The organism is Neobacillus sp. DHD-1R (assembly GCF_057747995.1).
Genome location: NZ_CM173232.1, coordinates 4,004,609 through 4,031,335, shown reverse-complemented (window position 1 = coordinate 4,031,335; position 26,727 = coordinate 4,004,609). Strand labels below are relative to the sequence as shown.

Here is a 26,727-nt window from a genome sequence, read left to right as displayed (position 1 = left end):
GGTGAGCAATTTTGGAACATTTACTAGGACAAGAGTGGGAAATTATCCCTGCTGGAGGCAAAACAGGAGAAGCCTTTTATGCAAAATATAATGATCAAAGTCTTTTCTTAAAGCGGAATTCCTCTCCATTCCTTGCAGTATTATCAGCAGAAGGCATCGTCCCCAAGCTTGTTTGGACAAAACGATTGGAAAATGGAGATGTTATAACAGCGCAGCAATGGCTTCCTGGCAGAGAGTTAAAGCCCTCAGAAATGAACCAAGAGAATGTTGCAAGATTGCTAAGAAAGATTCACTGTTCAGAACCAATGCTTGGAATGTTGGGTCGGTTAGAAAATTCTCCATTAGATCCGGAGCCGATTTTACAATCAGTGGTGATTGAGCTGGATGAAGAAGTACTTTCTTTACCAGAATCGCAAAAAGCCATGACCTTTCTCAAGAAGGAAGCTCTAAATGTTTATTGCAATGAAAAAGTGGTGTGTCATGGTGATGTTAACCATAACAACTGGCTGCTTTCAGAAAACAACCAGTTGTATCTAATTGATTGGGATGGGGCGATGATTGCCGACCCAGCCATAGACCTTGGGTTGCTCCTTTATTGGTATATACCTGAAAAAAATTGGCAGGATTGGCTTCACATGTACGGTAAAGAGCTCACTGATCATTTAAAATTAAGAATGAAATGGTATGTGACAATTCAAACGCTATCTTCCATTCAATGGTATAAAAATAAAAACCGTTTGGAAGAAATGAATAGAATGGTTGAATTTTTAAAGGAAATCGGTAATTAAGAAAATTGACCAATATCGCTGACCCATTGGGACAAATTTTCTTGGTTGGATAAAATATGCTGATCCAAATCGGCCGTTTGAGCACCATTTTGACTGTAATGATAGACCTCTTGTAAGATGGTTTTAACATTTTGATCAACTTGGGTGTTTACCATTAGGGATTTTACCAATCGCTCCAACTGTTCACATTCTGCTACGGATCCACAGCAATCGGTCTGATGATTGTTTAAAATATCTTTTAGTAATGTCACTTGGTCACCATGACTTAATGGCATAAAAAGCACAACCTTTCAAATGGAAATAAAAAAGAATTCACCTTAGCTTGTGAATTCTTTTTCTGTTTATGCGTGATTGGTTTTTCCATTTAATTTTACTTGAAAGAAAAAAGATAACATGGTATGGTTTGAAACGAAAAATGTTTATTAGGAGTGTCACAATGAGACTTAGAAATAAGCCTTGGGCAAAGGATAAAATAGAAGATCACCCACAATATATTGTCGCTAATCCCGAATTGCATAAAGGAAAATGGCATGAGGTTTTTGGAAATGATCACCCCCTTCATATTGAAGTAGGAACTGGAAAAGGCCAATTTATTACTGAAATGGCGAAAGCCAATCCCACCATTAATTATATGGGGATTGAACTATACGATAGTGTCATCGTAGCTGCTTTAGATCGTTTAATTGAAGCGGATTTACCCAATCTTCGGCTTTTAAACGTGAATGCTGCCGATTTAGCTAAATATTTTATGAAAAATGACATTGATCGGGTTTATTTGAATTTCTCTGATCCATGGCCTAAAACCCGTCATGAAAAAAGACGATTAACATATAAAGATTTTCTAAAGTTGTATGAAGATAGTATGGTCGATGGTGGAGAAATACATTTTAAAACTGATAATCAAGGATTATTTGAGTACTCACTCATGAGCTTCTCAGCATACGGGTTATTGTTAAAATACCTCAGTCTTGACTTTCATAACAGTGGCTATGAAGGAAACATCATGACAGAATACGAGCAAAAATTTTCTGAAATGGGAAATCGAATCTATCGTTGTGAAGTTAAATATCAAAACTAAAATAAAGAGGATGTCTTGAGACATCCTCTTTATTCAATTTTCAGACAATGGTAAGATAGATAAAAAAGGAGGGGCTGCAAATGGAAACATTAAAGATTGGAAAGGTTTCATTAACCTGGTTATCAGGCGGGGTAACAAATTTAGATGGCGGCGCCATGTTTGGGGTTGTTCCTAAAGGATTATGGTCGAAAAAATATCCAGCTAATGAAAAAAATCAAATCGAATTACCGACAGATCCTATTTTAATCCAAATGGATGGGAAGAATTTTTTAGTTGAGTCTGGTTTAGGAAAAGGGAAATTAACGGAGAAACAATTAAGAAACTATGGTGTTTCCAGAGAATCTGAGCTGGAAGACTCTTTACATAAATTGGGGCTGCAGCCTGAAAATATTGACTATGTTTTAATGACCCATTTGCATTTTGACCATGCAGGCGGTTTGACAAAACTTGTTGATGGTAAATATGTTTCAGCCTTCCCAAATGCAAAAGTCATTACTTCTCAAGTAGAATGGGATGAAATGCGCCAGCCTAACATTCGTTCTAGAAATACATACTGGAAAGAAAATTGGGAAGCGATTGAAACGCAGGTGATGCCTTTTGCAGAAAAGTGGAACATGGGCCCAATCACGATGATTCATACCGGGGGCCATAGTGATGGTCATTCCATCCTTATTGTTGAAGATGGAGGCGAAATGTCCATTCACATGGCAGATCTAATGGCCACCCATGCCCATCAAAATGTATTGTGGGTGATGGCCTATGATGACTACCCAATGACCTCGATTGCCGCAAAGGAGAAATGGTTCCCATATGGTTTAGAAAAAAAGTCATGGTTTACCTTTTACCACGATGCCTTTTATCGTGCAGTAAAATGGGATGAAGATGGAAAACAAATAGTCGAGAGTATTAATAGGGAAAGATAAACTAAAAATGAGGTTGTCTCATAACAAAGGATCTATCCTTTTGAGACAACCTCATTTTATTAGTTATACACCAGATTCTGCTGTGATGGGAAAGACGTCCAATAATGTACCTGTATGGGCATCGGCAACGAATTCAAATTGTTCATTTGTCCCATTTCCATGTTTAGAAATGCCACCCTTATAAACACGATAGGTAATTTGTTGTTTTTCATACGGCTCTGCCTCCATATGTATCCAGGAACCGTTAATGGGCCCGTTTTGTTTAAATTGTTTTTTGACATTGTCCAAAACCTTCTCAGGTGAGACATTTGTGTTTTGACTGAGGATTTCTTTTGTAACATATCCGCCAATTAATCCAACCGCAGCACCTATGAAAAATGATTTCCAGTTCATCAGTACACCCCCAAAAATGGAAAAGATTACATTAAAGGAATCTCTTCTCAGTATATCGTATTTACCAGCAGGAAGATAATATAACAGTAAATGAATAGATTTCTTGATAACAAATACGTTGTAACTGTAAAATAAACTAGGAGAACGAGGTCACTAGCTGTTTGAACTGGTTAGTATTTAAAGTAATATACATAAAGGAGCCTTAAAATGAACGAGCAAACATTAAAACTTTTTCAAACCTTAACGGAACTGCCAGGAGCACCTGGAAATGAACATTTAGTTAGAAAGTTTATGAAGGAACAATTGTCCTTATATTCAGATGAAATCATTCAGGATAATTTAGGTAGTATTTTTGGCGTAAAAAAAGGTAGTGGAAGTGGCCCAATCATAATGGTGGCGGGGCATATGGATGAAGTAGGATTTATGGTAACAGGAATTACTGATAATGGAATGCTTCGTTTTCAGACCCTTGGCGGATGGTGGAGCCAAGTTCTCCTTGCACAGCGAGTCCAAATTATGACGAAGAATGGCCCCGTTATTGGGGTAATTGGGTCAATACCACCGCATCTTTTAGATGAGTCTAAGAAAAATAAACCAATGGATATTAAAAATATGCTGATTGATATTGGTGCAGATAATCGTGAGGATGCTGAACGGATCGGAATCAAACCAGGTCAGCCTATCCTGCCGATTTGCCCATTTACGCCAATGGCAAATGAAAAGAAGATATTAGCAAAGGCTTGGGATAACCGCTATGGCTGCGGACTAGCGATTGAACTGCTTCAAGAGCTAAAAGATGAAACATTGCCAAATATCCTTTACTCTGGGGCAACAGTTCAAGAGGAAGTTGGTTTACGCGGAGCCCAAACAGCGGCCAATATGATTAATCCTGATATCTTTTTTGCCCTTGATGCAAGTCCAGCGAATGATATGACGGGTGACAAAAATCAGTTTGGTCAATTAGGCAAAGGAACATTGCTTCGTATCCTTGATCGTACAATGGTAACACATCGTGGAATGCGGGAATTTGTGCTGGATACTGCAGAAACTCATCATATCCCTTATCAATATTTCGTTTCACCGGGTGGAACAGATGCCGGTAAAGTTCATCTATCAAACGAGGGCGTGCCAAGTGCTGTCATCGGTATTTGTTCACGTTATATTCATACCCATGCATCTATCATTCATATTGATGATTATGCAGCTGCAAAAGAATTATTGGTTAAACTTGTAAAATCTTGTGACCAAACAACGGTAGACACCATCAAATCAAACAGCTAGTCATTTAGAGGATGTCTCAAAAGGAGAGTCAACATGAGGGTTATCATTGGATCAAAGAATCAGGCAAAAATTTCTGCTGTAAAAAATAGTTTTATTCAAGAAGACATTGACTTTGTTTCTCTTGATATCCCATCTGGGGTCAACGATCAGCCCTTTTCTGATGAAGAAACCATCCAGGGGGCGATCAATCGGGCAATAGGTGCATTAAAGGAAGGGAACGGGGAGATTGGAATTGGTCTTGAGGGTGGTGTTCAAGAAACAAGCTACGGTTTGCTGCTTTGTAATTGGGGTGCGCTTGCTACAAGAGATGCAGAGCCGTTTATTGCTGGTGGAGCAAGATTACTCCTCCCGATAGAAGTAGCAGTAAGACTAAGAGCAGGAGAAGAGCTGGGACCTGTTATGGATGACTACGCTAAAATGAAAAATGTTAGGAAGCACGAAGGTGCCGTCGGGATTTTTACAAATGGTTTGATTAATCGAGTAGATATGTTTACCCATGTGACCAAACTGTTAGTCGGGCAATATACCTATTTTAAAAGTCAATTTAGAGAATAATCTAGGTTCCTCGACACAAATCTAAAAGCATATCATTGGACCAAAAAGTAATCGGACTGGTAGAATTTGAACAGAAATAGGAAGCATAATTCACGGAGGCGTTGAATGTGAAAAATTTGGAATCGATGGAGCAATTTGAACAATTGCGCGATCAAGGAAAAACGATTTTTATGTTTTCAGCAAATTGGTGCGGGGATTGTCGTTTTATTGAACCTGTACTTCCTGAAATAGAAGCTAAATTTAATGAATATACATTTATTCATGTTGACCGGGATCAATTTATTGATTTATGCCAGCAAGTCGACGTATATGGAATTCCAAGTTTTATCGCTTATGAAAACGGGAGAGAGCTTGGCCGATTTGTAAGTAAAGACCGCAAAACACAAGAAGAAATCGAAAGTTTTATTACCGGTTTAAAATAGAAAAGCGGAAGCGCCTGTTCAGCGGCGTATGGCTTGGAGCTGGACAATTCTTGAAGTCAAAACTTATAAATTCTGATTTTTAGAACTAAAAACCTTTCTCTCTGTTAGAGAGGGAGGTTTTTTAGTATAATTTGATTTACAGCTCCTGACTAAATGGAGGTTTTACAATGAAAATGGATAGCAAGATGATGCGTCGTGAATTAGAGACGCGATTGGCTGGCCGTGACAGAATATTTTCCTATGACCGTGAAAACGATCAGCTTCGCATTGAAAGCAAGTCGGCTGGGAAAGGTATTACGGTTTCGTTACCAGGGATTATCGCCAAATGGCAAGTAGAAAAGGAGAAGGCGATTGAGGAAATAGTATATTATGTTCAAGAAGGACTCCATGCCATGGAGGCTCCTATTCAGTTACAAGATCATGAAAAAAAAATCTTTCCGGTTATACGCTCGGCCTCCTTTCCAGCTGAAGCTGAAGAAGGTATTCCCTTCTTAATGGAGGACCATACCGCTGAAACCAAGGTTTATTATGCCTATGACATGGGGAAAACATATCGCCTGATTGACGCACGAATAATGGAAAAAGAGGGATGGGACGCTAACAGGATTAAAGAAATTGCGTTATTTAATGCAAGGTCCCTTTCCACTCCGTTAAAGGAAGATCAGGTTGCAGGGAATATTTTTTATTTTCTTAATACAAATGATGGTTACGATGCGAGCCGAGTTCTAAATAAGGGTTTTTTAAATGAGCTGGAAAGACGAATTACGGGAACCATGGTCATTGCAGTGCCCCATCAGGATGTGTTAATAATCGCAGATGTACGCAATGACAGAGGCTATGATGTCATCGCCCAAATGGCAATGAGTTTTTTTGCCAGTGGACGTGTACCGATAACGGCTTTGTCTTTTTTATATGAAGATGGGGAATTAGAACCGATTTTTATCTTAGGTAAAAATAAATGAACACATCGAGAAAAAGGATCACATAAATAAGTGGTCTTTTTTCATGGTATCTTTCCTTATGGTTCCAAATTGAACATATTTCGACTCATTCTTAAGAATTATGTCGAAAAAATAATAATTACTGATAAAATAGAATGATAGATGAAGAAGAAAGAGTGATAGTTTTGAGTTGGATCCAAAACTTTTTTCAAAAGTTAAAAAAAGAAGAGGAAGAGGAAAGGAACGATCACAATTTACATAAGCAGCCAGATTACCTCCTGCCTCCTAGTCAATTTGATAATGTAAAGGATATTGATACAAGAATTTCTTATCAATATCCAAAAGCGAGTAATCATACGCCGCGACCGCCAAAAGTTGTGGAAAAGGTAAAGCATGAAACCTTACGGCCAAATAAATCCGTAAAACTTCGTGAGAAGAGAAGAACTCTGGAAAAACAAGAAGTTCCACCAGTTAAAATAGAAGTGCCCAAGGTTAAAAAAGAATATGGATCACGACCTAGGGGACCATTTCATCCTACTGAAATTCCTTCACCTGTTTTCGGGTTTAATAGGCCTAAAAAGACGGATATCATTGTGGAACATGAATTAAGTGATTTTTTAAATGATAATGTTGAGAACCAGCTGGAACAATTAGTTGGTCTAGAAGTCAGCTTAACTGAAACAGCAGCTACCTTCGAAAAAGAAGCGGTAGAGGTTGTCTCTGCTTATCAAAGTGATATTGAACCGACCCTTGAGGTGGAACCAGCCGTGGAGATCGTACAACCGGTATTGATGATGGAACCGGTGTTAGAGAGTGAACCAGCCGTGGTGGTAGAACCGGCCGTGGTGGTAGAACCGGCTGTGGTAGTAGAACCGGCCGTGGTAGTAGAACCAGCTGTGGTAGTAGAACCAGCTGTGGATGTACAACCAGCCGTGGAGATAGTACCGGCTATGGAGATAGAATTAACTCAGGAATCTGAACCAGAACAGGAATCAGTGCCTGAACAAGATCCACCAGAACCCAAACGGGCAAAGCTGCCTTTCAATGTGATGATGTTAAAGCAAGACAAACAAAAATGGCAAGAAAGACATCAAAAAAGGCAGCTTGAACAGCAAATAGCTCCACCAGTTGAGGAAAAATCAGTAGAAAAAGTTAATCAGGTAATCGAACAAGCACCAATAATGGAGGAAATCCAAGCGGATGGTGTATATGATCTTCCTAAATCAGATTTATTAAGTCCACCTGTCACTGAAGTCCTTGATACTGCATGGATTGAAGGGCAAAAAGAGCTTTTAAATGTAACCTTACAAAACTTTAATGTTGGGGCAAGTGTGGTGAATGTGACACAAGGCCCAGCTGTTACTCGTTTTGAAGTACAGCCGGAGCCTGGTGTAAAGGTAAATAAAATCACTAATTTAAGTGACGATATTAAGTTAAGCCTTGCGGCACGAGATATTCGGATTGAAGCACCAATACCTGGAAAACATACGATTGGGATTGAAGTGCCGAATCAGAAATCAAGACCAGTGCCAATTAATGAAATTATTGGGAGTAGTGTTTTTAAAGAATCTTCTTCGCCGTTAACGGCCGTGCTGGGCCTTGATATTGCTGGCAAACCAATCGTGACGGATTTGAAAAAAATGCCACACGGCTTAATTGCTGGTGCGACCGGCTCAGGAAAGAGTGTATGTATTAACTCCATCTTGATTAGTCTGTTGTATAAGGCCCGTCCGGAGGATTTAAAGCTGCTGCTTATTGACCCTAAAATGGTGGAGCTCGCTCCATACAATCGAATTCCACATCTCGTCAGTCCTGTTATCACAGATGTGAAGGCAGCCACTGCCGCGTTAAAATGGGCTGTGGACGAAATGGAAAGACGCTACGAGCTTTTTGCACATACAGGTGTCCGTGATATTAACCGCTTTAATGAACTAGCGATGCAGCATAAGCGTTACTCAGATAAACTACCGTTTATAGTGATTGTCATTGATGAGTTGGCTGATTTAATGATGATGTCTCCTGCTGATGTAGAAGAAGCCATTTGCCGTATTGCCCAAAAAGCCAGGGCATGTGGTATTCATCTTATTGTTGCGACCCAAAGACCATCGGTTGATGTCATTACTGGATTAATAAAAGCCAATATTCCAACAAGGATTGCCTTTTCTGTTTCTTCACAAGTTGATTCGCGCACGATTATTGATATTAGTGGTGCAGAAAAATTGCTTGGCCGTGGAGATATGCTATTTTTAGAAAATGGCTCATCAAAACCTGTGCGCTTACAGGGAACTTATGTATCTGATGAAGAGATAGATTTGGTCGTTGCCCATGTAAGAGAGCAAAGAGAACCTGAATATTTATTTGAGCAAGAAGAACTGCTAAAAAAAGCACAGGTAATCGAAGAGGAGGATGAGCTCTTTTATGAGGCATGTGAATTTATCATTGACCATGGGGGCGCATCAACCTCAAGTCTGCAGCGTCGATTTAAAATAGGCTATAACCGAGCAGCTCGATTGATGGATATGTTGGAGCAAAACGGTTATATTACAAGTGCAAATGGAAGTAAACCTAGGGAAGTATTAATAACTGAAGCTGATTTACAATCTATCCAAGAGTAGTATGATTAATTTATGATTGTATTCTGTTTTGATGTGGTCAAAACTATATAGTGCAGACTAGGCGACATAATTGTATGGTTCACAAATAGTTTTTCTAAACAAACAGTGCTATAATAATGAAATGATTTCTTATAAATATATATAAAAACAACGTGTGCTATCATATTTGATTGTCTAGCTCGAGCCAAAAAAGGCTTCTGTTTTTCTCGTTAGCAATTACAAAAGAGATATCATATACTGGTTAAACAGTATTACGTTGGTTGGAGGTTCTTCTATGACTATTTACCATTTTGTAGGTATAAAGGGGTCTGGGATGAGTGCACTCGCACAAGTTCTTCATGATATGAAATTTCAAGTGCAGGGCTCCGATGTCGAAAAGCGCTTTTTTACTCAATTGGCCCTTGAACAATCAGGGATTAAGATCCTTCCCTTTCAAAAGGAAAATATCAAGCCAGGTATGACGATTATTGCAGGGAATGCATTTCCTGATACCCATGAGGAGATTCAAGAAGCAATGAAGCTTGGACTTCCGATTGTAAGGTACCATCGATTTTTAGGCGATTTTATGCAAAACTTTATAAGTGTCGCGATTACAGGTGCACACGGAAAAACGTCCACGACAGGACTGCTTGCACATACAATCGCAGGAGCAAAACCAACATCCTATTTAATTGGTGACGGAACTGGAAAAGGGGAACATGATGCTGAATACTTTGTATTTGAAGCATGTGAATACAGACGGCATTTCTTATCCTACTTTCCTGACTATGCTATCATGACAAATATTGACTTCGATCACCCGGACTATTTTGCAAATATTGATGATGTTTTTTCAGCCTTTCAAGAAATGGCGGTACAAGTGAAAAAGGCGATATTTGCCTACGGAGATGATGAACAGCTTCAAAAGATTCAGGCAAAGGTTCCTGTACTCTTTTACGGATTTGGCGAGGAAAACGACTATCAGGCTAAAAACCTCGTGAAAACCACAAGCGGAACAAGCTTTGATGTCTTTATTCGAAATACCTTCTATGATACTTTTTCTATCCCTACCTTTGGTGATCATAGTGTTTTAAATGCCCTGTCTGTCATTGGCTTATGTCATTATGAAGAAATTGATGTAAACAATGTCAAAGAGCATCTTCAAACATTCCAGGGGGTAAAAAGAAGATTCTCTGAAAAAAGATTCGGTTCACAAATCTTAATTGATGATTATGCCCATCATCCGACAGAAATTAAAGCAACCATTGAGGCAGCAAGGCAGAAATATCCTGACAAACAGATCATTGCTGTATTCCAGCCACATACTTTTTCACGGACGCAAGCATTTTTAGAAGATTTTGCGGCAAGCTTACGGCAAGCTGATCAAACCTATTTATGTGAGATTTTCGGCTCTGCCAGGGAAAACCATGGGAAGTTAAGCATCAAGGATTTACAGGACAAAATTGAGGGCTCGCAAATTCTTTCTGAAGAAAATACAACTGTTTTAAATCAGTACGACAACAGTGTGATTATTTTTATGGGTGCCGGAGATATTCAAAAATTCCAAGAATCATACGAAAAACAATTAATTCAATAAAAGAAAACTCAAAAGGGTCAAACCTCACGATTGTGGGGTCTGACCCTTTGTTTTTGTTTGGACTTTTTGAAACTAATAGCAGGAAAACAAGACAAAAATATTGAAGTAGTATAAGATATTAGCGAGGTTTATATCTATATTGGATGGGATATACATACTGATAGGAATAAGGCGGAGGTGCACAATGCAAATTATTTTATACTTAAGCGTAGCCTTGATAGCAATTGCATTTTTTGTGCTTGTTATCTATTTATCAAAAACGCTCAAATCACTTCAAGTTACACTTACAAGCGTTTCAGAAACATTGAAGGGATTAGAAAAACAATTGGATGGTGTGACAACGGAAACGACATTACTTTTGCAAAAGACAAACACTCTTGCTGAAGATATTCAGCAAAAATCTCAAAGTTTAAATAGTGTCGTTGAAGCTGTTAAGGATGTTGGGACAACGGTTTCCAAATTTAATAGTTCACTGCAAAATATCACCATTTCTGTTGATCAGCAAGTAGAAAATAATAAAGAGAAAATCTCGCAAATTGTCCAATGGGGTAATGCACTTCTTGAATTGAAAGATAAATGGACAGCTAGAAAGCAGACAAAAATGGAAGTCAGCTCAAGCGAAAGGCAGAGAGTTAGGTCACATTAGATAAGGGAGGAAAAAATGATGTCCAATAGAGAATATGAATCAAGAGAAACAAATCAAAATCTAAGGGAAGAATCTTCCAATACCTTTTTACTAGGTGCACTAATTGGAGGAGTTGTGGGGGCCGCAGCTGCACTGCTTTTGGCACCTAAAACGGGAAAAGAGCTTCGTGATTCATTAAGTAATCAAGCAGACACCCTCTTGGATAAAACAACTGATTTACGGGAAAATGTTATGACCAAAAGCAATGATTTCGTAACGAAGACATCCTCTCTTTCACAGGGGATTGTGCAGCAATCATCTGAGCTCTTGAATAAGGTTAAAGGAAAACTACCCCTTCAAGAAGAAGGAATGGATTCCGAAACATCCTATATCCCAATTCACACAAAAGAGACTCCATCGGCAAAAAAGTCAGATGAAGTTAAATTTATGGATGATCAAGAAATAAGGAAAAAATTAGAGGAAGCACAAAAGGCTTTCGAGGCTGAAGAAAGTAAGGTCAAACTTTAATTAACTAAAATTGTTTGTGATAAAAACGGTGAAGTGTTAAAATTACTTCACCGTTTATTTATTTTGGAGGAATGTTCAAATGCTGAAAAAAATCGAATCTATTGAGCAATTTGATGACCTATTCAAAAATGAAAGTAAATTTTATCTGCTAAAACACAGTTTAACCTGTCCAATTAGTCATGCTGCATATAAAGAATACGAAAAATTTTCAACTGAAAATCAACATATTCCAACCTATTATTTAGCTGTTCAGGATTCACGGCCATTATCCAACGAGATTGCGGAAAGATTTCAAATTAAACACGAATCACCACAAGCTTTTCTTTTTTCAGAGGGAGAAGTGGCATGGAATGCCTCTCATTGGAAAATAACCAATCGTTCACTCCTAAGTGCCAGCGGTGAAAATAAATAATACCTAAAGTGGAAGGAGACAAAGCTGTTCATCCCTTTCTTTAAATTAATTTTAAAAAATTAACAACATCGTGAAATCAACAACATATACTAATCAAATAACATATACTTTAGTGCTTAAAAGCGTTTAATCGATAAAGAAAAAGTTAGTGACAAAAAAATGCTTTTCAGCTATAATAGGTCTAATTATTAAAATATTATAAAAGATAATAACTTTAGGCTTGTAAATCAATGAATATCGCTAGAGATTACATGTAGCGCTTTTAAAAATGATTTACAAAAGGAAGGACGGGGTCGAAAAATGAGCAATAATAATTTAGATCAATTGAGGTCACGTGTAGACGAACTGAACTTAGAATTATTGAAGATCATTAACGAGAGAGCTCAGCTTGTTCAAGAGATTGGACAGGTTAAAGGAAATCAAGGGGTTTACCGTTACGATCCAGTCCGTGAAAGAAAAATGCTTGAAGTGATTAAAGAACATAACGATGGTCCATTTGAAAATTCCACTATCGATCATCTTTTCAAAGAAATTTTTAAAGCCGGCTTGGATTTACAGAAGGATGACCATGAAAAAGCATTACTTGTCTCAAGGAAGAAGAAGCCTGAAGATACAATTGTGTCATTAAAAGGTGAAAATATCGGAGATGGTAAGCAACATTTCGTTTTTGGCCCTTGTTCTGTCGAGTCGTATGAGCAAGTATCAGCGGTAGCAAAATCCATGAAGGAAAAAGGCTTAAAGCTTCTTCGTGGTGGTGCCTATAAACCAAGAACATCTCCATACGATTTCCAAGGTCTTGGAGTTGAAGGCTTAAAAATTCTAAAACGTGTTGCAGACGAATACGATATGGCGGTTATTAGTGAAATTGTTAACCCAGCTGATATTGAAATGGCTTGTGATTATATTGATGTCATTCAAATAGGTGCACGTAATATGCAAAATTTTGAATTATTAAAAGCTGCGGGTGCCGTCAAAAAGCCAGTGTTATTAAAAAGAGGAATTTCAGCAACCATTGAAGAATTTATCAATGCTGCCGAGTACATTATGGCACAAGGAAATGGCCAAATCATCCTTTGTGAGCGCGGTATCCGAACATATGAACGAGCTACAAGAAATACACTCGATATCTCAGCAGTTCCAATTCTTAAACAAGAAACCCACTTGCCAGTAATGGTCGATGTTACGCATTCAACAGGGAGAAGGGATTTATTACTTCCTTGTGCGAAGGCAGCTATTGCAATTGGTGCTGATGGCGTTATGGCTGAAGTGCATCCGGATCCTGCCGTAGCCCTTTCAGATGCTCAACAGCAAATGGATCTTAACCAGTTTGATACATTCTATAATCAATTGCTTGCATCAAACTTTGTACGTCTTTAAGTAAAAGCCTCGATTAAACGATATCAAAGAATGATTAGTCAGAAACCTTCTGAACCTTATCAGAAGGTTTTTTATTATTTACGTCTATTTTAGAAAAAATATTGACAAATGCAATTGCGGCTTTTAACTAGTTGTCGTATCATTAAGTACATATAAAGATTGTAAAATATCTCACAATCAAATATAGATGATTAGTTTTTCCAAAGAAGATGTAAAATAAAGAAAACATGTACGTTTTAGGAGAGTGTGTATAAGTGAATATCACAATTTATGATGTGGCAAGGGAAGCAAATGTTTCGATGGCAACGGTTTCTCGTGTTGTCAACGGGAATCCAAATGTTAAACCAGTAACAAGAAAAAAGGTATTAGAGGTCATTGAAAGATTAGGGTATCGTCCAAATGCAGTTGCAAGAGGGTTAGCAAGTAAAAAAACAACAACTGTAGGGGTTATCATTCCTGATATCTCTAATATCTTTTTTGCGGAATTAGCACGCGGGATTGAAGATATTGCAACCATGTATAAATACAATATTATTTTAAGTAACTCCGACCAAAACAAAGATAAGGAATTACATTTGCTTAATACCATGCTTGGTAAACAAGTAGATGGTCTTGTATTCATGGGCGGAAATATCACGGCAGATCATGTGGAGGAATTTGGAAAATCTCCAGTGCCAATCGTTCTTGCCGGATCTATTGAAGAAACAAATCAAATTCCTTCTGTGAACATAGATTATGAAGAAGCTGTTTATGATTCTGTGAAGGAATTCATTGAAAAAGGTCATAAAAACATTGCTTTTGTTGTTGGACCACTGCATGAGCCAAAAAATGCCCAGAAAAAATTAAAGGGCTATCAACGTGCCCTTCAAGATGCTGGCTTACCTTATAATGAGGAACTTATTGTTGAAGGAGATTATACTTACGACTCTGGTATAGAAGCCTTTGAAAAATTACTTGAAGCTAGTGAAAGACCTACAGCGATTCTAGTGGGTTCTGATGAAATGGCATTAGGAGTTGTTCATGGAGCAGAGGACAAAGGATTTACCATTCCTGAAGACTTTGAGGTCATTACATCGGATAATACCAGACTGTCCTTAATGGTGCGTCCGCAGCTTACAACCATTGTGCAGCCATTATATGATATGGGTGCTGTTGCAATGCGTTTGTTAACTAAATTGATGAATAAAGAAAAAACAAGTGAGCATACAGTTATTCTTCCACATAGAATTGAACACAGGCAATCGACTAAGTAATCAGGCGGAAGCGCCCTGGTCAGCGGCGTATGGCCTGGAGCTGGACAATTCTCGAAGTCAAACCTCATAAATTCATATATAAGTAAAAAGGGGCTGCATGTTTGCAGCCCTTTTACTTGGTTTCACTCTTCTTGGAATTTCTAATGGGGTACAATGCTTTTTCTAATGTAAGTAAATTTTTCTCCGTAATTTCCGCTTTTCTAGGGATTGGTGTATATAAGTATTCAGCGTCATCCCATTCATTAGGCAGAGAAACAGGTGATTCTTTTTGCCATTGATTTAACCATGCGTCAGGTAAGGACCCAAAACCATTTGAATTTTCTGTCATTTCGAGCCAAATAAGCGCCCATGCCCTTGGTACTACTCTCCAAATATCATATCCACCGCCTCCAACGGCAATCCACTTCCCATTACAATATTGGTGAGCAATTTCATGAGCAAGCTTAGGGATTTCTCGATAAATTTTCATGGTGGCCGATAAATGTGTTAATGGATCATAATAATGTGAGTCTGCACCATTTTGGGTTAAGATGACATCTGGTTTGAAAAATTCAGCTACTTCTTTTAGTGATTGAGTGTAAGCATGAAGCCACGATTCATCTTCAGTAAAGGCATCAACAGGGATATTAAAAGAATAGCCGTAACCACTTCCTTGCCCACGCTCGTTAATATTTCCTGTGCCAGGAAACAAATAACGTCCTGTCTCATGGATAGACAGGGTACAGACATTGGGGTCATCATAAAAAGACCATTGAACACCGTCACCATGATGTGCATCCGTATCTACATATAATACCCGTGCATTGTATTTTTTCTGAAGATATTTAATGGCTACCGAGCTATCATTATAAATACAAAATCCAGAGGCTTTACCACGGAAGCCATGGTGCAATCCTCCGCCAAGGTGGAGAGCATGTAGAGCTTTTCCTGTCATGACTTCATCTACGGCTGTTAAAGTCCCACCTACTAATAAAGCACTCGCTTCATGCATATGTGGAAATACGGGTGTGTCTTCTGTGCCTAAACCATAGTTTTCAGCTATTTCAACAGGAAGAGTTCCTTGGCCAGCTTGTTTGACAGCCTCTATGTAACTTCGGTCATGGATAAGAGACAGCTCTTCATCAGATGCCATTTTGGGCGGGATGATCTGTTCCGGATCTAGTGCATTCATTTTATTTAATAGGTCAACAGTTAATTTAAGACGAAATTGGTCAAATGGATGATGGTTGCCGAAGTTGTAACTCAACAGTTCTTCTGAAAAAACAAAGGAGCACTTATCACTCATAAAGAAATCCCCGGCAGATTTGGCCATAATACATCGTGTCCAGCTTGTTTAAGATCTTGAATGAGGGCAGTCGGGTTCATCGTCTGGACTCTGATAACAAGTATTTTAAAGTGCTTATCGGTTTTATCAGGATAAACAAGAACACTTAGAATATTGGCTTTTCTATTTTTTATAACGGCTGTAATATCACTAAGCATCCCTGTCAGATTTGGAACTCTAATTTCGATTTGGGAACCTGGTTGATGGGCTCCAGTCAGTTCAACCATTGTTCGCAGCAAATCAGTTTCAGTTACAATACCAACTAGTTTTCGGTCGTTGATGATTGGGATACAGCTGATCTTATGTTCATAAAAAAGACCTGCCGCCTCTTCAACAAAATCGAGCGGATGACCTGTAATGACGTTTTTCTCCATAATGGATTCAAGCGGTTTTTTTAAATCTTCAGGATGTTCATTGGCGTGAAAAATCGATGGAGTTACATCCCTTATCTTTGAAACCGTAACGAGGCCTACTAAATGCTTTTTAGAATCAATAACGGGAATATGACGAATTTTCCGAACTTCCATTAACCCTATGGCATCTTCAATTGTATCTGTCGGTAAAAGTGTTGCAACATCGGTTTTCATGATTTCTTCGACTATCATTAGAGACTCACCCTTACTCCTAAAAAGATTCAGTTGTTCAGCTCCAGCGACCATTGCTTTTCGAGCCAAAAAGTCAGCATCGAGTCGCTTCCATTTTTCTTTTTATAGGAAATTATAGATTGCATCACTGTGAATAACATTTAATGAGTTAAATTCGTCCAGCTCCAGCGCCCAGCGACTAGTGTACTTCGCCCATCTCCCTACGATAAGTCAACATCGAATCGCTAACGCTCTTCGTGTTTCCTTTATCTCAGTCGATGTGCTCCAGTCCATACGTCGCTAACCGGGCGCTTGCGCTTTTGTTCTTTAATACATAAACCGATTCATAAATCTTAAGCGGTCAAATTTTTGGATAGATTCCATATCCACTCTTTTCCCCATCCGTGCCATTAGACAATTAGCAGGGTGGGAGCATATTTCGGGGTCATCTGTTGCATACCACTCAAGACCACCGGCATTCATCATCTTTTCCATGATCTTTCGATAATCCCATACATTTAATTTGGTGCCTTTTAAATCCCAATGCCAATAATATTCAGTCGTAATGGTAATATAATCTTCCATTGCATCATCCATCATTGAGACAATCAGTAGGCTTTTACCGACTGAATATCCTCTAAATTGCGGGATCACTTCAATGGCACCTAATTCGATTAAATTATCCATTTTGCCTTCAGACCATCGTTCAAGTGGATCGGGATAAAGATAGGTTACATATCCAACGATCATGTTCCGATTCCGTGCAATAATAATTCTCCCTTCTGGCAGTTCAGCAATGCCAAGTAACGCCTTATGCTGCTGCTCAGGGGGACGAAACGCCACAAGATCTTCATGGAATTCATAACCTGCTAGTGTATCTGAAGGAATAGGGCCTTCAATAATTAAATTCCCATGGGGAGTTTTCAATTGTTTGGCATTGTATGTTTTTTTGTGTTCCATACGTTCACCTACCTAGGAGATGGTTGTGTAATAATTCTATTATACATAAAATCTATTAGGAAAAAGATATTTCACAAAATTTTCTATTTTTTATAAAAACTATTATGAAGGAATAGGATAAATGACACAAATAATATTTTTAAAATTGTGAATAGTCCTTATCTGTACTATAATAATCTCATATGAGTCAAGAGGGAGAGATGAAAATGAAAGTGGAAGCGTTGCCAGTTGTGCAAGGGGACTATAATTTAAGTAATTATGAAGAAACGTACAAACAATTTGACTGGAAGGAAACAGAAAAGGAATTCTCCTGGAATGACACAGGGCTTGTTAATTTGGCGTATGAGGCAATAGACCGCCACGTAAAAACTTTTCGAAAAAATAAGGTCGCCCTATATTATCGGGATGGTTCAAGAGATGAAAAATATACCTTTAAGGAAATGAAGGATTTATCAAATAAGGCAGGAAATGTGTTAAAAACCTATGGTGATGTAGAAAAAGGTGACCGCGTTTTTATCTTCATGCCTCGTTCACCTGAGCTTTATTTTACTGTTTTAGGGGCAATTAAGCTGGGGGCGATTGTTGGCCCGTTATTTGAGGCATTCATGGAAGGGGCAGTAAGAGACCGCCTTCAAGATAGTGAAGCGAAAGTTTTAGTTACTACACCAGAGTTGTTGGATCGTGTCCCTATTCAGGATTTACCGTCATTGAAGCATATCTTTCTAATCGGAAACAACGTTGAAGAGCAAGGGGGATGTATTGACTTTCTAGAAAAATTTGCATCCGCTAGTAAAGATCTCAATATTGAATGGGGCAAGCGGACAGACGGGCTTATTTTGCATTATACATCAGGCTCTACAGGAAAGCCAAAGGGAGTACTGCATGTACATAATGCGATGATTCAACACTACCAAACGGCAAAATGGGTTCTTGATTTAAAAGAGGATGATGTTTACTGGTGCACAGCAGACCCAGGCTGGGTTACTGGGACATCCTATGGTATCTTTGGGCCTTGGTTAACAGGAACATCAAATGTGATTGTGGGAGGGCGTTTCAGCCCTGACAGCTGGTATCAAATAATAGAGGATTATGGCGTTACGGTTTGGTATAGTGCGCCGACTGCATTCCGGATGTTAATGGGTGCAGGGGATGAGCTCGTTAAGAAATTTGATTTAAGCAGCCTGCGCCATATTCTAAGTGTAGGTGAGCCATTGAACCCAGAAGTAGTTAAGTGGGGTGCAAAGGTATTTAATAAGCGAATCCACGATAACTGGTGGATGACGGAAACAGGCGCCCAGCTTATTAGTAACTATCCATGTATGGAGATTAAACCAGGCTCGATGGGGAAACCAATTCCAGGTGTTCAAGCTGCAATCGTTGATAATCAAGGAGCAGAGCTGCCACCATATCGAATGGGGAACTTAGCGATTAAAAAAGGCTGGCCTTCCATGATGCATACCATTTGGAATAATCCAGAGAAATTTGAATCTTATTTTATGCCTGGTGATTGGTATGTATCTGGTGATTCAGCGTATATGGATGAAGATGGCTATTTCTGGTTCCAAGGCCGTGTAGATGATGTCATTATGACTTCGGGAGAGCGTGTCGGACCGTTTGAAGTAGAAAGCAAGCTTGTCGAGCATCCTGCAGTGGCTGAAGCGGGTGTCATTGGGAAGCCGGACCCAATTCGTGGTGAAATCATTAAGGCCTTCATTGCATTGCGTGATGGCTATGAAGCCTCTGATGATTTGAAGGAAGAAATAAGACTGTTTGTGAAAAAGGGTCTTGCAGCCCATGCTGCCCCAAGGGAAATTGACTTCCGTGACAAGTTGCCAAAAACAAGAAGTGGTAAAATTATGAGACGTGTCTTAAAGGCTTGGGAGTTAAATTTGCCGACAGGTGACCTTTCAACAATGGAAGACTAAAAACAAAAGTATTTCACAGTAAAAGCCGCACCGAATTTCGGTGCGGCTTTACTTATATTTATGGTTTTGGCGTCGGCGTTGATGGTGGTGCTGGAGCAGTTGGTGGTACGGCTCCAACCTCGATAAGATTGGATGGAGCAGATTCATTTCCAGCGATATCAACTGCGGTTACATAATAGCTGCCATTTCCAGCTGTAAAGGAATGTTTAGAGCCGCTAGAAATGCTTGCGACCTTTGTTGAGAGTAAGCCGCTTTGATAAACTCGGTAACCGACTACATCATTATCCGAAGAAGTTGACCAAGATAATTTGTTACCAGACGCGGATAAACTTACCCCGTTAGGTGTCTTTCCGTTATCGACCATTTTCGCAGTAGTAACGAGAATTTTTCCCCATCGATCTTTCTTGGGAATAAGCTGACTGTAATTTTTAAAATTCTTACCAACCAGCCGAGCGATAAAGTCAGGGTTTAAAATAAGACCGAACTGGGAAAACTCTTTTGGTGTTGAATCTAGAGCTAAATATTTTTTATCCCCCACGGTAACAAATTTCCCTTCAATCAAGCTATCATCTACTTTTGTTGGCACATTATTTATATTAAAGTAATCAGTTTCGATTAATCCAGCTCTAGAGCAGGCAGTAGATGGAAGCATTCCGGAAACAGCACAATAGGAGCGTTTCACGATTCCCTCAGGCATTTGAAAACTTTCTTTTGGATCAATTAAATCAGGCTTTATGCTATAGGCTGCATTTATTAATTCAGCCCAAAGGTTATTGGTCCGTTGACTATATGACATACCGGAAGTCTTTAGTGATTTAGGTGTATCATAGCCTGTCCAAATACCAAAGGTTACGTTAGGGTTTGTAGCAACGAACCAGGAATCAATATATTCATTCCCTGTTCCAGTTTTGCCCGCCCAGTCTGAATTAAATTTTAATTTGTTTTTTACGCCTGCAGCAGTACCCATTTTGTAAACGTCGCGCATCATATCAATTGTTAAGTACGCTGTTTGCGGTTTAAAAACGTCAACAGGTTTCCCTTCGTGCTGATAGATGACCTTGCCATCTTTATCAACAATTTTATCAATCAAATAAGCGTCAATAAATTTCCCGCCATTGGCAAAAGTGCTGAATGCATTGGTATTTTCTTCAATCGTAACACCCTTTTCCAATGATCCAATGGCTGTAGCCGGATTTTCAAAGTCCGGTTCCAAAAGTGATGTAAAACCCATCTTTTCGAGGTACTTAGCCGGACGTTGACCTAAAATATCCTTGTATAATTTAACAGCAGGGACATTATATGATTTTGCCAAAGCGTATCTAGCTGAAGTAATGCCGCTGTATCGTAAATCATAGTTTCGCGGCCAAGGCTTTGCTTTGCCTGCTAAGTATAATTCAACATCTGGTAAAGGTGTTCCCGGTGCGGCTTTGCCTAGCTCAATAGCTGGTCCGTAGACGAGAAGCGGCTTCATTGTGGAGCCGTTTTGTCTCACTGCACTTGTAGCATGATTTAGCTGTTGTTTGTCATAATTTCTACCAGCAACAAAGCTGATAATTTTTCCGGTTTTATTCTCAATCAACTCGGCGCCGACTTCAACGGGTTCCATCACCGTTATCTTTTCTCCAGTTTCCGGATCTGTTTTTTCCTGCGCCTTATCTGGTCCGTAATATTTATAATTATCTTTTACCTTTTGCATGGCATCATAGATATCTTTGTCAATCGTGGAATAAATTTTATAGCCATTTTGATGCAAATCATGGTTTGCTATTATTTTGTATTTGTAATAAAGATTATCGTCACTTTTCAAGTCTTTCTCAGTGTATCCATCTTTTTGTGCTAAGACAGTTGTAAGGACATCCTCGGAACGCTGCTGAATCTCAACTGTTAGCCATGGGTATTTTTCAACTGGGTTATCAACAGAATCGATAAAGTCTTTTGTAATGTCATAGGCTGAGGCTTCTGCATATTGCTGTTGGTTTATGTATCCACCGTCAAACATTCTTTTTAATACGGTTTTCATTCGTGTGAGGCCTGGTTCTAAGTTGTTCTTAATGGTAGCTTCTCTAGTAAAAGGAGTATAGCCAAACGGGCTTTGCGGTAATCCGGCAATGAATGCTGCTTGTGGAAGCGTTAAGTCACTAGCGTTTTTACCAAAAATTCCTTTTGCAGCTGCTTGTACGCCAGCAATGTTTTGTCCGGAAGAATTTCTGCCAAACGTGGAAACATTGAGATATGCTTCGAGAATTTCCTTTTTATCAAAAAATTTCTCTAAGCGCAGTGCCAGTAAAATTTCATTCGCTTTCCGTTGGAAAGAAACTTCATTTGTTAAAATCTGATTTTTTATTAATTGCTGTGTTAATGTACTGCCACCGGATTGAACGGAGGAGTTGGTAACCTCTTGAAAGAGGGCACGGAAAACGGCTTTTGGAACTACACCTTTGTGCTGATAGAAGTATTCATCTTCTGTAGCAACAACAGCATTGACCAAATAATCAGATACTTGATCCAGTTTGACTTCTTCCCGTACAAGGTCAGTCTTAAGCCTGCCAAGATAGACATCGTTAGCAAAATATAAATTTGATGTTTCAGTGTAATTATAAATATCCTTTTTCATACTGTCGTATGACCGGACCGGTTCATCCTTTACAAGCGAGGCAAAATAGCCGGCGCCAACCCCTGTTGCAAATGAACCTCCTAGAATGACAACTGTCAATACAAGAAGAATTAAGTTCCAAACGACTTGATAAGTAATTCGAGCACTTTTAACTGCCTTTTTATGGGTTATCAAGTTAAGTATGGATTTAATTTTTTCCATCCAAGCTTGTATTTTTTCATTCATGCAGGGCATCACCTCATTATAAAATCAAATCCATTATAGCATATAGAAGATATAAAAACTGACAGCCTTTTACATTTTCTGAAATTTCCAGTTGCCGTTTGACATCTTGAATGAAATATGGTAAAAAAAGCTATAGAAAATTTTATATTTAAGGCTATGAAAGGAATCAACTGTAGTTCTTCTATCCCTGTTTTGAAGAGAGTCAGCGGTGGTGAAAGCTGATACATATAGAAGAATGAATTACATCCTTGAGCTTTTTCTGTGAAAAGAATGAAGAGTAGCAGAGAACGGGCAAAACCGTTAATTTTTTGAGTTGGAGGAATTTTTCCTCAAGCTGGGTGGTACCGCGTAAAAATTTACGTCCCTGCATTTTGCAGGGGCGTTTTTGTTTTGAATCAGAAGGAGGAATGGGCAATGGATTTATTACAGGATTTAGCATGGAGAGGCATTATTTACCAACAAACAGATGAAGAAGGTTTAAAGGATCTTTTAAGCAAAGAAAGTATTTCTTTATATTGCGGAGCAGACCCAACCGCCGATAGCCTCCATATTGGGCACTTGGTTCCATTTTTAACGTTGAGGAGATTCCAACAGCATGGTCACCGTCCAATTGTTTTAGTGGGCGGGGCAACAGGATTGATTGGCGATCCAAGTGGCAAAAGTGAAGAGCGGAAACTATTAACCTTGGAAACCGTGCAGGAAAATGTAGCCGGCATCAAGCAGCAGCTAGCAGCCATTTTTGACTTTGACGGAGAAAATGGGGCCATCATGGTGAATAACTATGATTGGGCAGGTTCCATGGATATTGTGACGTTTTTGCGTGATATCGGAAAGCATATCGGCGTAAACTACATGCTGGCTAAAGATACGATTGCTACCCGCTTAGAATCAGGGATATCTTTCACGGAATTCACCTACACCATCTTGCAGGCAATGGATTTTAATCATTTGTATGACCATCATAATTGTAAATTACAAATTGGCGGGAGCGATCAGTGGGGAAACATTACCTCTGGCTTAGAATTAATAAGAAAAATGCATCCTGAAGAAGAATCCAAAGCCTACGGTCTTACTATTCCACTTGTAACTAAAGCAGATGGTACCAAGTTTGGAAAGTCAGAAGGTGGAGCTGTCTGGCTAGATCCGGAAAAAACGACACCATATGAATTTTACCAGTTCTGGATTAACTCTGCCGATGCAGATGTAGTTAAATACTTAAAGTACTTTACCTTCCTATCTCATGAAGAGATTGAACAATTAGAGCAAAGTGTTCAAGAAGAACCGCATTTTCGAAAAGCTCAAAAGGCATTAGCTGAAGAAATGACTCGACTTATTCACGGGGAAGAATCGCTTCAACAAGCCATTAAAATTTCGCTCGCTTTATTTAGTGGAGATGTAAAAAATCTTTCCGCTGCTGAGATCAAGCAAGGCTTTAAAGATGTGCCATCCTTTGATGCAGGTGAGGAAGATGAAAATCTAGTGGATTTACTTGTTGCCGCGAAGATTTCTCCTTCGAAGCGTCAGGCACGTGAGGATATTACCAATGGCGCCGTCACTGTAAACGGTGAGAAAATAACAGATACAGCTTATATCCTCCAAGACCATGATCGCATTGAAGGTCAGTTTACGATTATCAGAAGAGGTAAAAAGAAATACACATTAATAAAATACTAATTCATCTAAAGGGCTTTGGATTTTCCAAGGTCCGTAAGCCCTCAATCAAACAACGCATATAAACACATAGCGCCTCCTGGTACGATGATTGTATCAATTTAAGGAGGTGCTTTTCATATGCCGCAACAAAAACTTACAATTGTCCTCGTTACATTACATTCTTTACCTTAATGGAAAGTATACCAATCTAAAAAATTGGTCAACATAGCTTCATGATAAGTATAACGAACTTAAGGGTGAATGTTAAAAATGAAAAAAACAAGAGTAACTACACTATTAGAACTATTGAATGCTATTTATGAAAATGTGCCACAAGTTTTGGAAGTACAAGGATCCATTCTTTCCCCTCATTCGATTACTATACCTGAAGGCTATCAATTAACTGGAAAAAATATTGAATCATGTATAGTAAGCTTCAATAATAGTGATGGTTTTGGAGTGACTCGAAACAATACCATCTCAAACCTAACTGTTATAACAAAACAAACAAACAGAGCCATTTATACAGTGTGTGGCATTCCGGATATGGGGAAACATGTCCTTGAAAATTTGCATATTTCAGGTCAAGTTTCCATTATTTCTAGGCAAGGAACGGACAGGATTAATCTTTATGGAAACAACATCCATATTACCTCTTGCGATTCGAGGCATTATAGTGAGCAACCTCAGAAGTATGGCGTTAATGTGTATCAAGGAGCAATAACTGTATACAATTTTAATTCAGATCCTAAAAGTCAAATTGATTGCAAATTAACAAACATCTCCATAGGCATTAAAAATGCTCCTGTAATTGGCTCAGGCATTTTTGTTTGCGGATTTGGCGATGAAGGCGGCAAGGTTAATTTAGAAGCACTAACTACAGGTGCTGTCTATTCAAATGGAATGCTGCCGTATGGGACAGCTGATATTATTACTGCAGCAGTATTCATTGTGTATGGTGTGGAAGCAAAAATAGTTGAACATCATGACGAGATTGTGACTTACGGTGTAAATGACATGGTGCTGGATACATGGGGAAAAGTTGAAAAATGGATTAGCCATCGTCCGGTCATATCTTATGGACCGAGCGGCATTGGATTTGTGAATTTTGGAACAGTAAAAGATTTCTTGGCACAGGATATTATTACATATGGATTAGGAGCGAGAGGGTTTAACCAATATGACGGTACAGTAGAAAATATTAAATTTAAATCCATCACAACCTATGGGGATGGTTCCATTGGAATACAAGTCAGTAAGCCCATTGGAAATATGATTATTGAAGAAAATGTCGCAACCTATGGCTCTGTTGGCAATTCCCTAGTTAAAGGCGTAAACATGAGACTTGCGGCAAATGCCGTAAGTATTAAGTCAGGGGGCAAAATTGAAAGTTTGACCGTTAATGGAGACATTATTACACACGGTGATGGTGTTACAAGTTACGCATTGGAAGGCGGAGAAGTAAAGGAACTTAACATTGGGGGAAAAATCATTGCTAATGGTAAAAATTCGAAAGAAAATACAAAATAATTGCAATAAAGGGGACATTACCTTTATTGCAATAAATAAGTGTCTGTCCACAATTTTTTATTCCGATTAATTTAAAACCTCCCCCAAATTGTTGGGGGAGAATACATAATTCTACAAAGCTGAAAACAAACAAAAAAACCTAGAACCACTGATATATCAAGGATTCTAGGGCTTTTGTGATTGCTATTTAACAAGCAAATCAATTAACGTGAGTAGAACTCGACGATAAGTGTTTCGTTGATTTCAGCAGGTAATTCAGAACGCTCTGGTAAGCGAGTGAAAGTACCTTCTAATTTGTCAGCATCAAAAGTTAAATAATCAGGAACAAAGTTATTTACTTCGATTGCTTCTTTAACAACTTCAAGGTTACGTGATTTTTCACGAAGGCTGATTGTTTGACCAGCTGCTACGCGGTATGATGGGATATCAACGCGAGAACCGTTAACAAGGATATGTCCGTGGTTAACTAATTGACGAGCTGCACGACGAGTGCGAGCAAGACCTAAACGGTAAACAACGTTGTCAAGACGTGATTCAAGAAGAATCATGAAGTTTTCACCGTGTACGCCGCTTAATTTGCCAGCTTTATCAAATAGATTACGGAATTGACGCTCAGTTACGCCATACATATGACGAAGCTTTTGCTTCTCTTGTAATTGCAATCCGTATTCAGAAAGCTTTTTGCGTTGGTTTGGACCATGTTGTCCAGGAGCGTAAGGACGCTTTTCTAATTCTTTACCCGTGCCGCTTAGAGAGATTCCAAGACGACGGGAGATTTTCCAGCTTGAGCCAGTATAACGAGCCATGAATGACTCCTCCTTAGTGTTTTTATTTTGGTAAAATAAAAACCGTTATGAGACTCTTTAACAGCCATTTTGTTTTCATGCACCTTCGCCCTAGCAGCAGAGGGTTACAAGATACACCATCAAATAAAAGCTTAATGCTAATTTGAGGAACAAAATGAGACTATTAAAGTGAACATAATAGGCTGCAATATTTTACACAAAGAGTATTATATAATTTTTATTCAATAAAAGTCAAGTTTATTTATGAATCACTCTAAAACTACACTTGTATCCAAAAATAATTACAAGAAATTTCAAAAAAATATTCCAATTTTATCCTAAATATATCTATAATTAGGA

General features: G+C 38.7%; 24 protein-coding genes and 1 other annotated feature. Of the genes, 17 read left to right on the top strand and 7 right to left on the bottom strand.

What is annotated here, in order from left to right; genetic code table 11:
- Positions 1-11: 11 nt before the first annotated feature.
- Entirely contained in the window at positions 12-788 is a 777-nt protein-coding gene (locus AC3ANL_RS19880; protein WP_488326112.1) for a phosphotransferase, read from the top strand.
- Here the strand turns inward: AC3ANL_RS19880 and AC3ANL_RS19875 are convergent.
- The gene (locus tag AC3ANL_RS19875) at positions 785-1,063 is read right to left on the bottom strand and encodes a YtzH-like family protein (protein WP_488326111.1); all 279 of its coding nucleotides are present in this window, start codon (positions 1,061-1,063) and stop codon (positions 785-787) included. The genes AC3ANL_RS19880 and AC3ANL_RS19875 overlap by 4 nt on opposite strands.
- A 161-nt stretch (positions 1,064-1,224) precedes the next feature.
- On the opposite strand from AC3ANL_RS19875, the gene trmB reads away from it, so the two are divergent.
- Together trmB and AC3ANL_RS19865 are read left to right on the top strand one after the other, a co-directional pair.
- Positions 1,225-1,866: a tRNA (guanosine(46)-N7)-methyltransferase TrmB gene (trmB, locus tag AC3ANL_RS19870; RefSeq protein WP_488326110.1), complete on the top strand. Its 642-nt coding sequence runs from the start codon at positions 1,225-1,227 to the stop codon at positions 1,864-1,866.
- A gap of 80 nt (positions 1,867-1,946) precedes the next feature.
- Positions 1,947-2,789 carry a YtnP family quorum-quenching lactonase gene (locus tag AC3ANL_RS19865; RefSeq protein ID WP_488326109.1) on the top strand — a complete coding sequence of 281 codons (843 nt, stop codon included), beginning with the start codon at positions 1,947-1,949 and terminating at the stop codon, positions 2,787-2,789.
- Positions 2,790-2,852: 63 nt separating this feature from the next.
- Here AC3ANL_RS19865 and AC3ANL_RS19860 read toward each other — a convergent pair whose 3' ends face one another.
- On the bottom strand, positions 2,853-3,182 hold the full coding sequence (locus AC3ANL_RS19860) for a PepSY domain-containing protein (protein WP_488326108.1): 330 nt from the start codon (positions 3,180-3,182) through the stop codon (positions 2,853-2,855).
- 207 nt (positions 3,183-3,389) lie between these two features.
- On the opposite strand from AC3ANL_RS19860, the gene AC3ANL_RS19855 reads away from it, so the two are divergent.
- From AC3ANL_RS19855 to ccpA, 11 genes are all read left to right on the top strand, one after another.
- On the top strand, positions 3,390-4,463 hold the full coding sequence (locus AC3ANL_RS19855) for a M42 family metallopeptidase (RefSeq protein WP_488326107.1): 1,074 nt from the start codon (positions 3,390-3,392) through the stop codon (positions 4,461-4,463).
- A 33-nt stretch (positions 4,464-4,496) separates the two neighbouring features.
- Positions 4,497-5,018, top strand: a complete 522-nt coding sequence (locus AC3ANL_RS19850) for a DUF84 family protein (RefSeq protein ID WP_488326106.1) — start codon at positions 4,497-4,499, stop codon at positions 5,016-5,018.
- 107 nt (positions 5,019-5,125) lie between these two features.
- Positions 5,126-5,440 (top strand): thioredoxin family protein, encoded by a 315-nt coding sequence (locus AC3ANL_RS19845; RefSeq protein ID WP_488326105.1) that lies wholly within the window; start codon positions 5,126-5,128, stop codon positions 5,438-5,440.
- A gap of 167 nt (positions 5,441-5,607) precedes the next feature.
- Positions 5,608-6,402, top strand: a complete 795-nt coding sequence (locus AC3ANL_RS19840) for a DUF1444 domain-containing protein (RefSeq protein ID WP_488326104.1) — start codon at positions 5,608-5,610, stop codon at positions 6,400-6,402.
- A gap of 164 nt (positions 6,403-6,566) precedes the next feature.
- Positions 6,567-8,996 (top strand): DNA translocase FtsK, encoded by a 2,430-nt coding sequence (locus tag AC3ANL_RS19835; protein WP_488326103.1) that lies wholly within the window; start codon positions 6,567-6,569, stop codon positions 8,994-8,996.
- A gap of 274 nt (positions 8,997-9,270) precedes the next feature.
- A complete protein-coding gene (murC, locus tag AC3ANL_RS19830) occupies positions 9,271-10,572 on the top strand; it encodes a UDP-N-acetylmuramate--L-alanine ligase (protein WP_488326102.1) in 1,302 nt (433 codons plus the stop codon).
- Positions 10,573-10,756: 184 nt separating this feature from the next.
- Positions 10,757-11,218 carry a DUF948 domain-containing protein gene (locus AC3ANL_RS19825; RefSeq protein ID WP_488326101.1) on the top strand — a complete coding sequence of 154 codons (462 nt, stop codon included), beginning with the start codon at positions 10,757-10,759 and terminating at the stop codon, positions 11,216-11,218.
- A 15-nt stretch (positions 11,219-11,233) separates the two neighbouring features.
- Complete coding sequence (locus AC3ANL_RS19820) at positions 11,234-11,725, top strand: YtxH domain-containing protein (RefSeq protein WP_488326100.1); 492 nt, start codon at positions 11,234-11,236, stop codon at positions 11,723-11,725.
- A gap of 79 nt (positions 11,726-11,804) precedes the next feature.
- On the top strand, positions 11,805-12,137 hold the full coding sequence (gene ytxJ / locus AC3ANL_RS19815) for a bacillithiol system redox-active protein YtxJ (protein WP_488326099.1): 333 nt from the start codon (positions 11,805-11,807) through the stop codon (positions 12,135-12,137).
- Positions 12,138-12,437: 300 nt separating this feature from the next.
- Positions 12,438-13,514, top strand: a complete 1,077-nt coding sequence (locus AC3ANL_RS19810) for a bifunctional 3-deoxy-7-phosphoheptulonate synthase/chorismate mutase (protein WP_488326098.1) — start codon at positions 12,438-12,440, stop codon at positions 13,512-13,514.
- A gap of 254 nt (positions 13,515-13,768) precedes the next feature.
- Positions 13,769-14,767, top strand: coding sequence for a catabolite control protein A (ccpA, locus tag AC3ANL_RS19805; RefSeq protein WP_488326097.1), 999 nt, complete (start codon positions 13,769-13,771; stop codon positions 14,765-14,767).
- 112 nt (positions 14,768-14,879) lie between these two features.
- On the opposite strand, the gene AC3ANL_RS19800 is transcribed toward ccpA, so the two are convergent.
- The 3 genes from AC3ANL_RS19800 to AC3ANL_RS19790 form a co-directional block, all read right to left on the bottom strand.
- The gene (locus AC3ANL_RS19800) at positions 14,880-16,052 is read right to left on the bottom strand and encodes an acetoin utilization protein AcuC (RefSeq protein WP_488326096.1); all 1,173 of its coding nucleotides are present in this window, start codon (positions 16,050-16,052) and stop codon (positions 14,880-14,882) included.
- Entirely contained in the window at positions 16,049-16,696 is a 648-nt protein-coding gene (locus AC3ANL_RS19795; protein ID WP_488326095.1) for an acetoin utilization AcuB family protein, read from the bottom strand. Before AC3ANL_RS19795 ends, AC3ANL_RS19800 begins: the two co-directional genes overlap by 4 nt.
- A 306-nt stretch (positions 16,697-17,002) precedes the next feature.
- On the bottom strand, positions 17,003-17,635 hold the full coding sequence (locus AC3ANL_RS19790) for an N-acetyltransferase (protein ID WP_488326094.1): 633 nt from the start codon (positions 17,633-17,635) through the stop codon (positions 17,003-17,005).
- 206 nt (positions 17,636-17,841) lie between these two features.
- Between AC3ANL_RS19790 and acsA the strand changes: the two genes are divergently transcribed.
- Entirely contained in the window at positions 17,842-19,560 is a 1,719-nt protein-coding gene (acsA, locus tag AC3ANL_RS19785) for an acetate--CoA ligase (protein WP_488329783.1), read from the top strand.
- Between the two features lie 58 nt (positions 19,561-19,618).
- On the opposite strand, the gene AC3ANL_RS19780 is transcribed toward acsA, so the two are convergent.
- On the bottom strand, positions 19,619-22,399 hold the full coding sequence (locus tag AC3ANL_RS19780) for a transglycosylase domain-containing protein (RefSeq protein ID WP_488326093.1): 2,781 nt from the start codon (positions 22,397-22,399) through the stop codon (positions 19,619-19,621).
- Positions 22,400-22,546: 147 nt separating this feature from the next.
- Positions 22,547-22,768: a binding site (T-box leader), on the top strand.
- A 45-nt stretch (positions 22,769-22,813) separates the two neighbouring features.
- Here AC3ANL_RS19780 and tyrS point away from each other — a divergent pair.
- Together tyrS and AC3ANL_RS19770 are read left to right on the top strand one after the other, a co-directional pair.
- A complete protein-coding gene (tyrS, locus tag AC3ANL_RS19775; protein ID WP_488326092.1) occupies positions 22,814-24,073 on the top strand; it encodes a tyrosine--tRNA ligase in 1,260 nt (419 codons plus the stop codon).
- 249 nt (positions 24,074-24,322) lie between these two features.
- Positions 24,323-25,582, top strand: a complete 1,260-nt coding sequence (locus AC3ANL_RS19770; protein ID WP_488326091.1) for a hypothetical protein — start codon at positions 24,323-24,325, stop codon at positions 25,580-25,582.
- 203 nt (positions 25,583-25,785) lie between these two features.
- Here AC3ANL_RS19770 and rpsD read toward each other — a convergent pair whose 3' ends face one another.
- Positions 25,786-26,388: a 30S ribosomal protein S4 gene (gene rpsD, locus AC3ANL_RS19765; RefSeq protein WP_488326090.1), complete on the bottom strand. Its 603-nt coding sequence runs from the start codon at positions 26,386-26,388 to the stop codon at positions 25,786-25,788.
- Between the last annotated feature and the right edge of the window lie 339 nt (positions 26,389-26,727).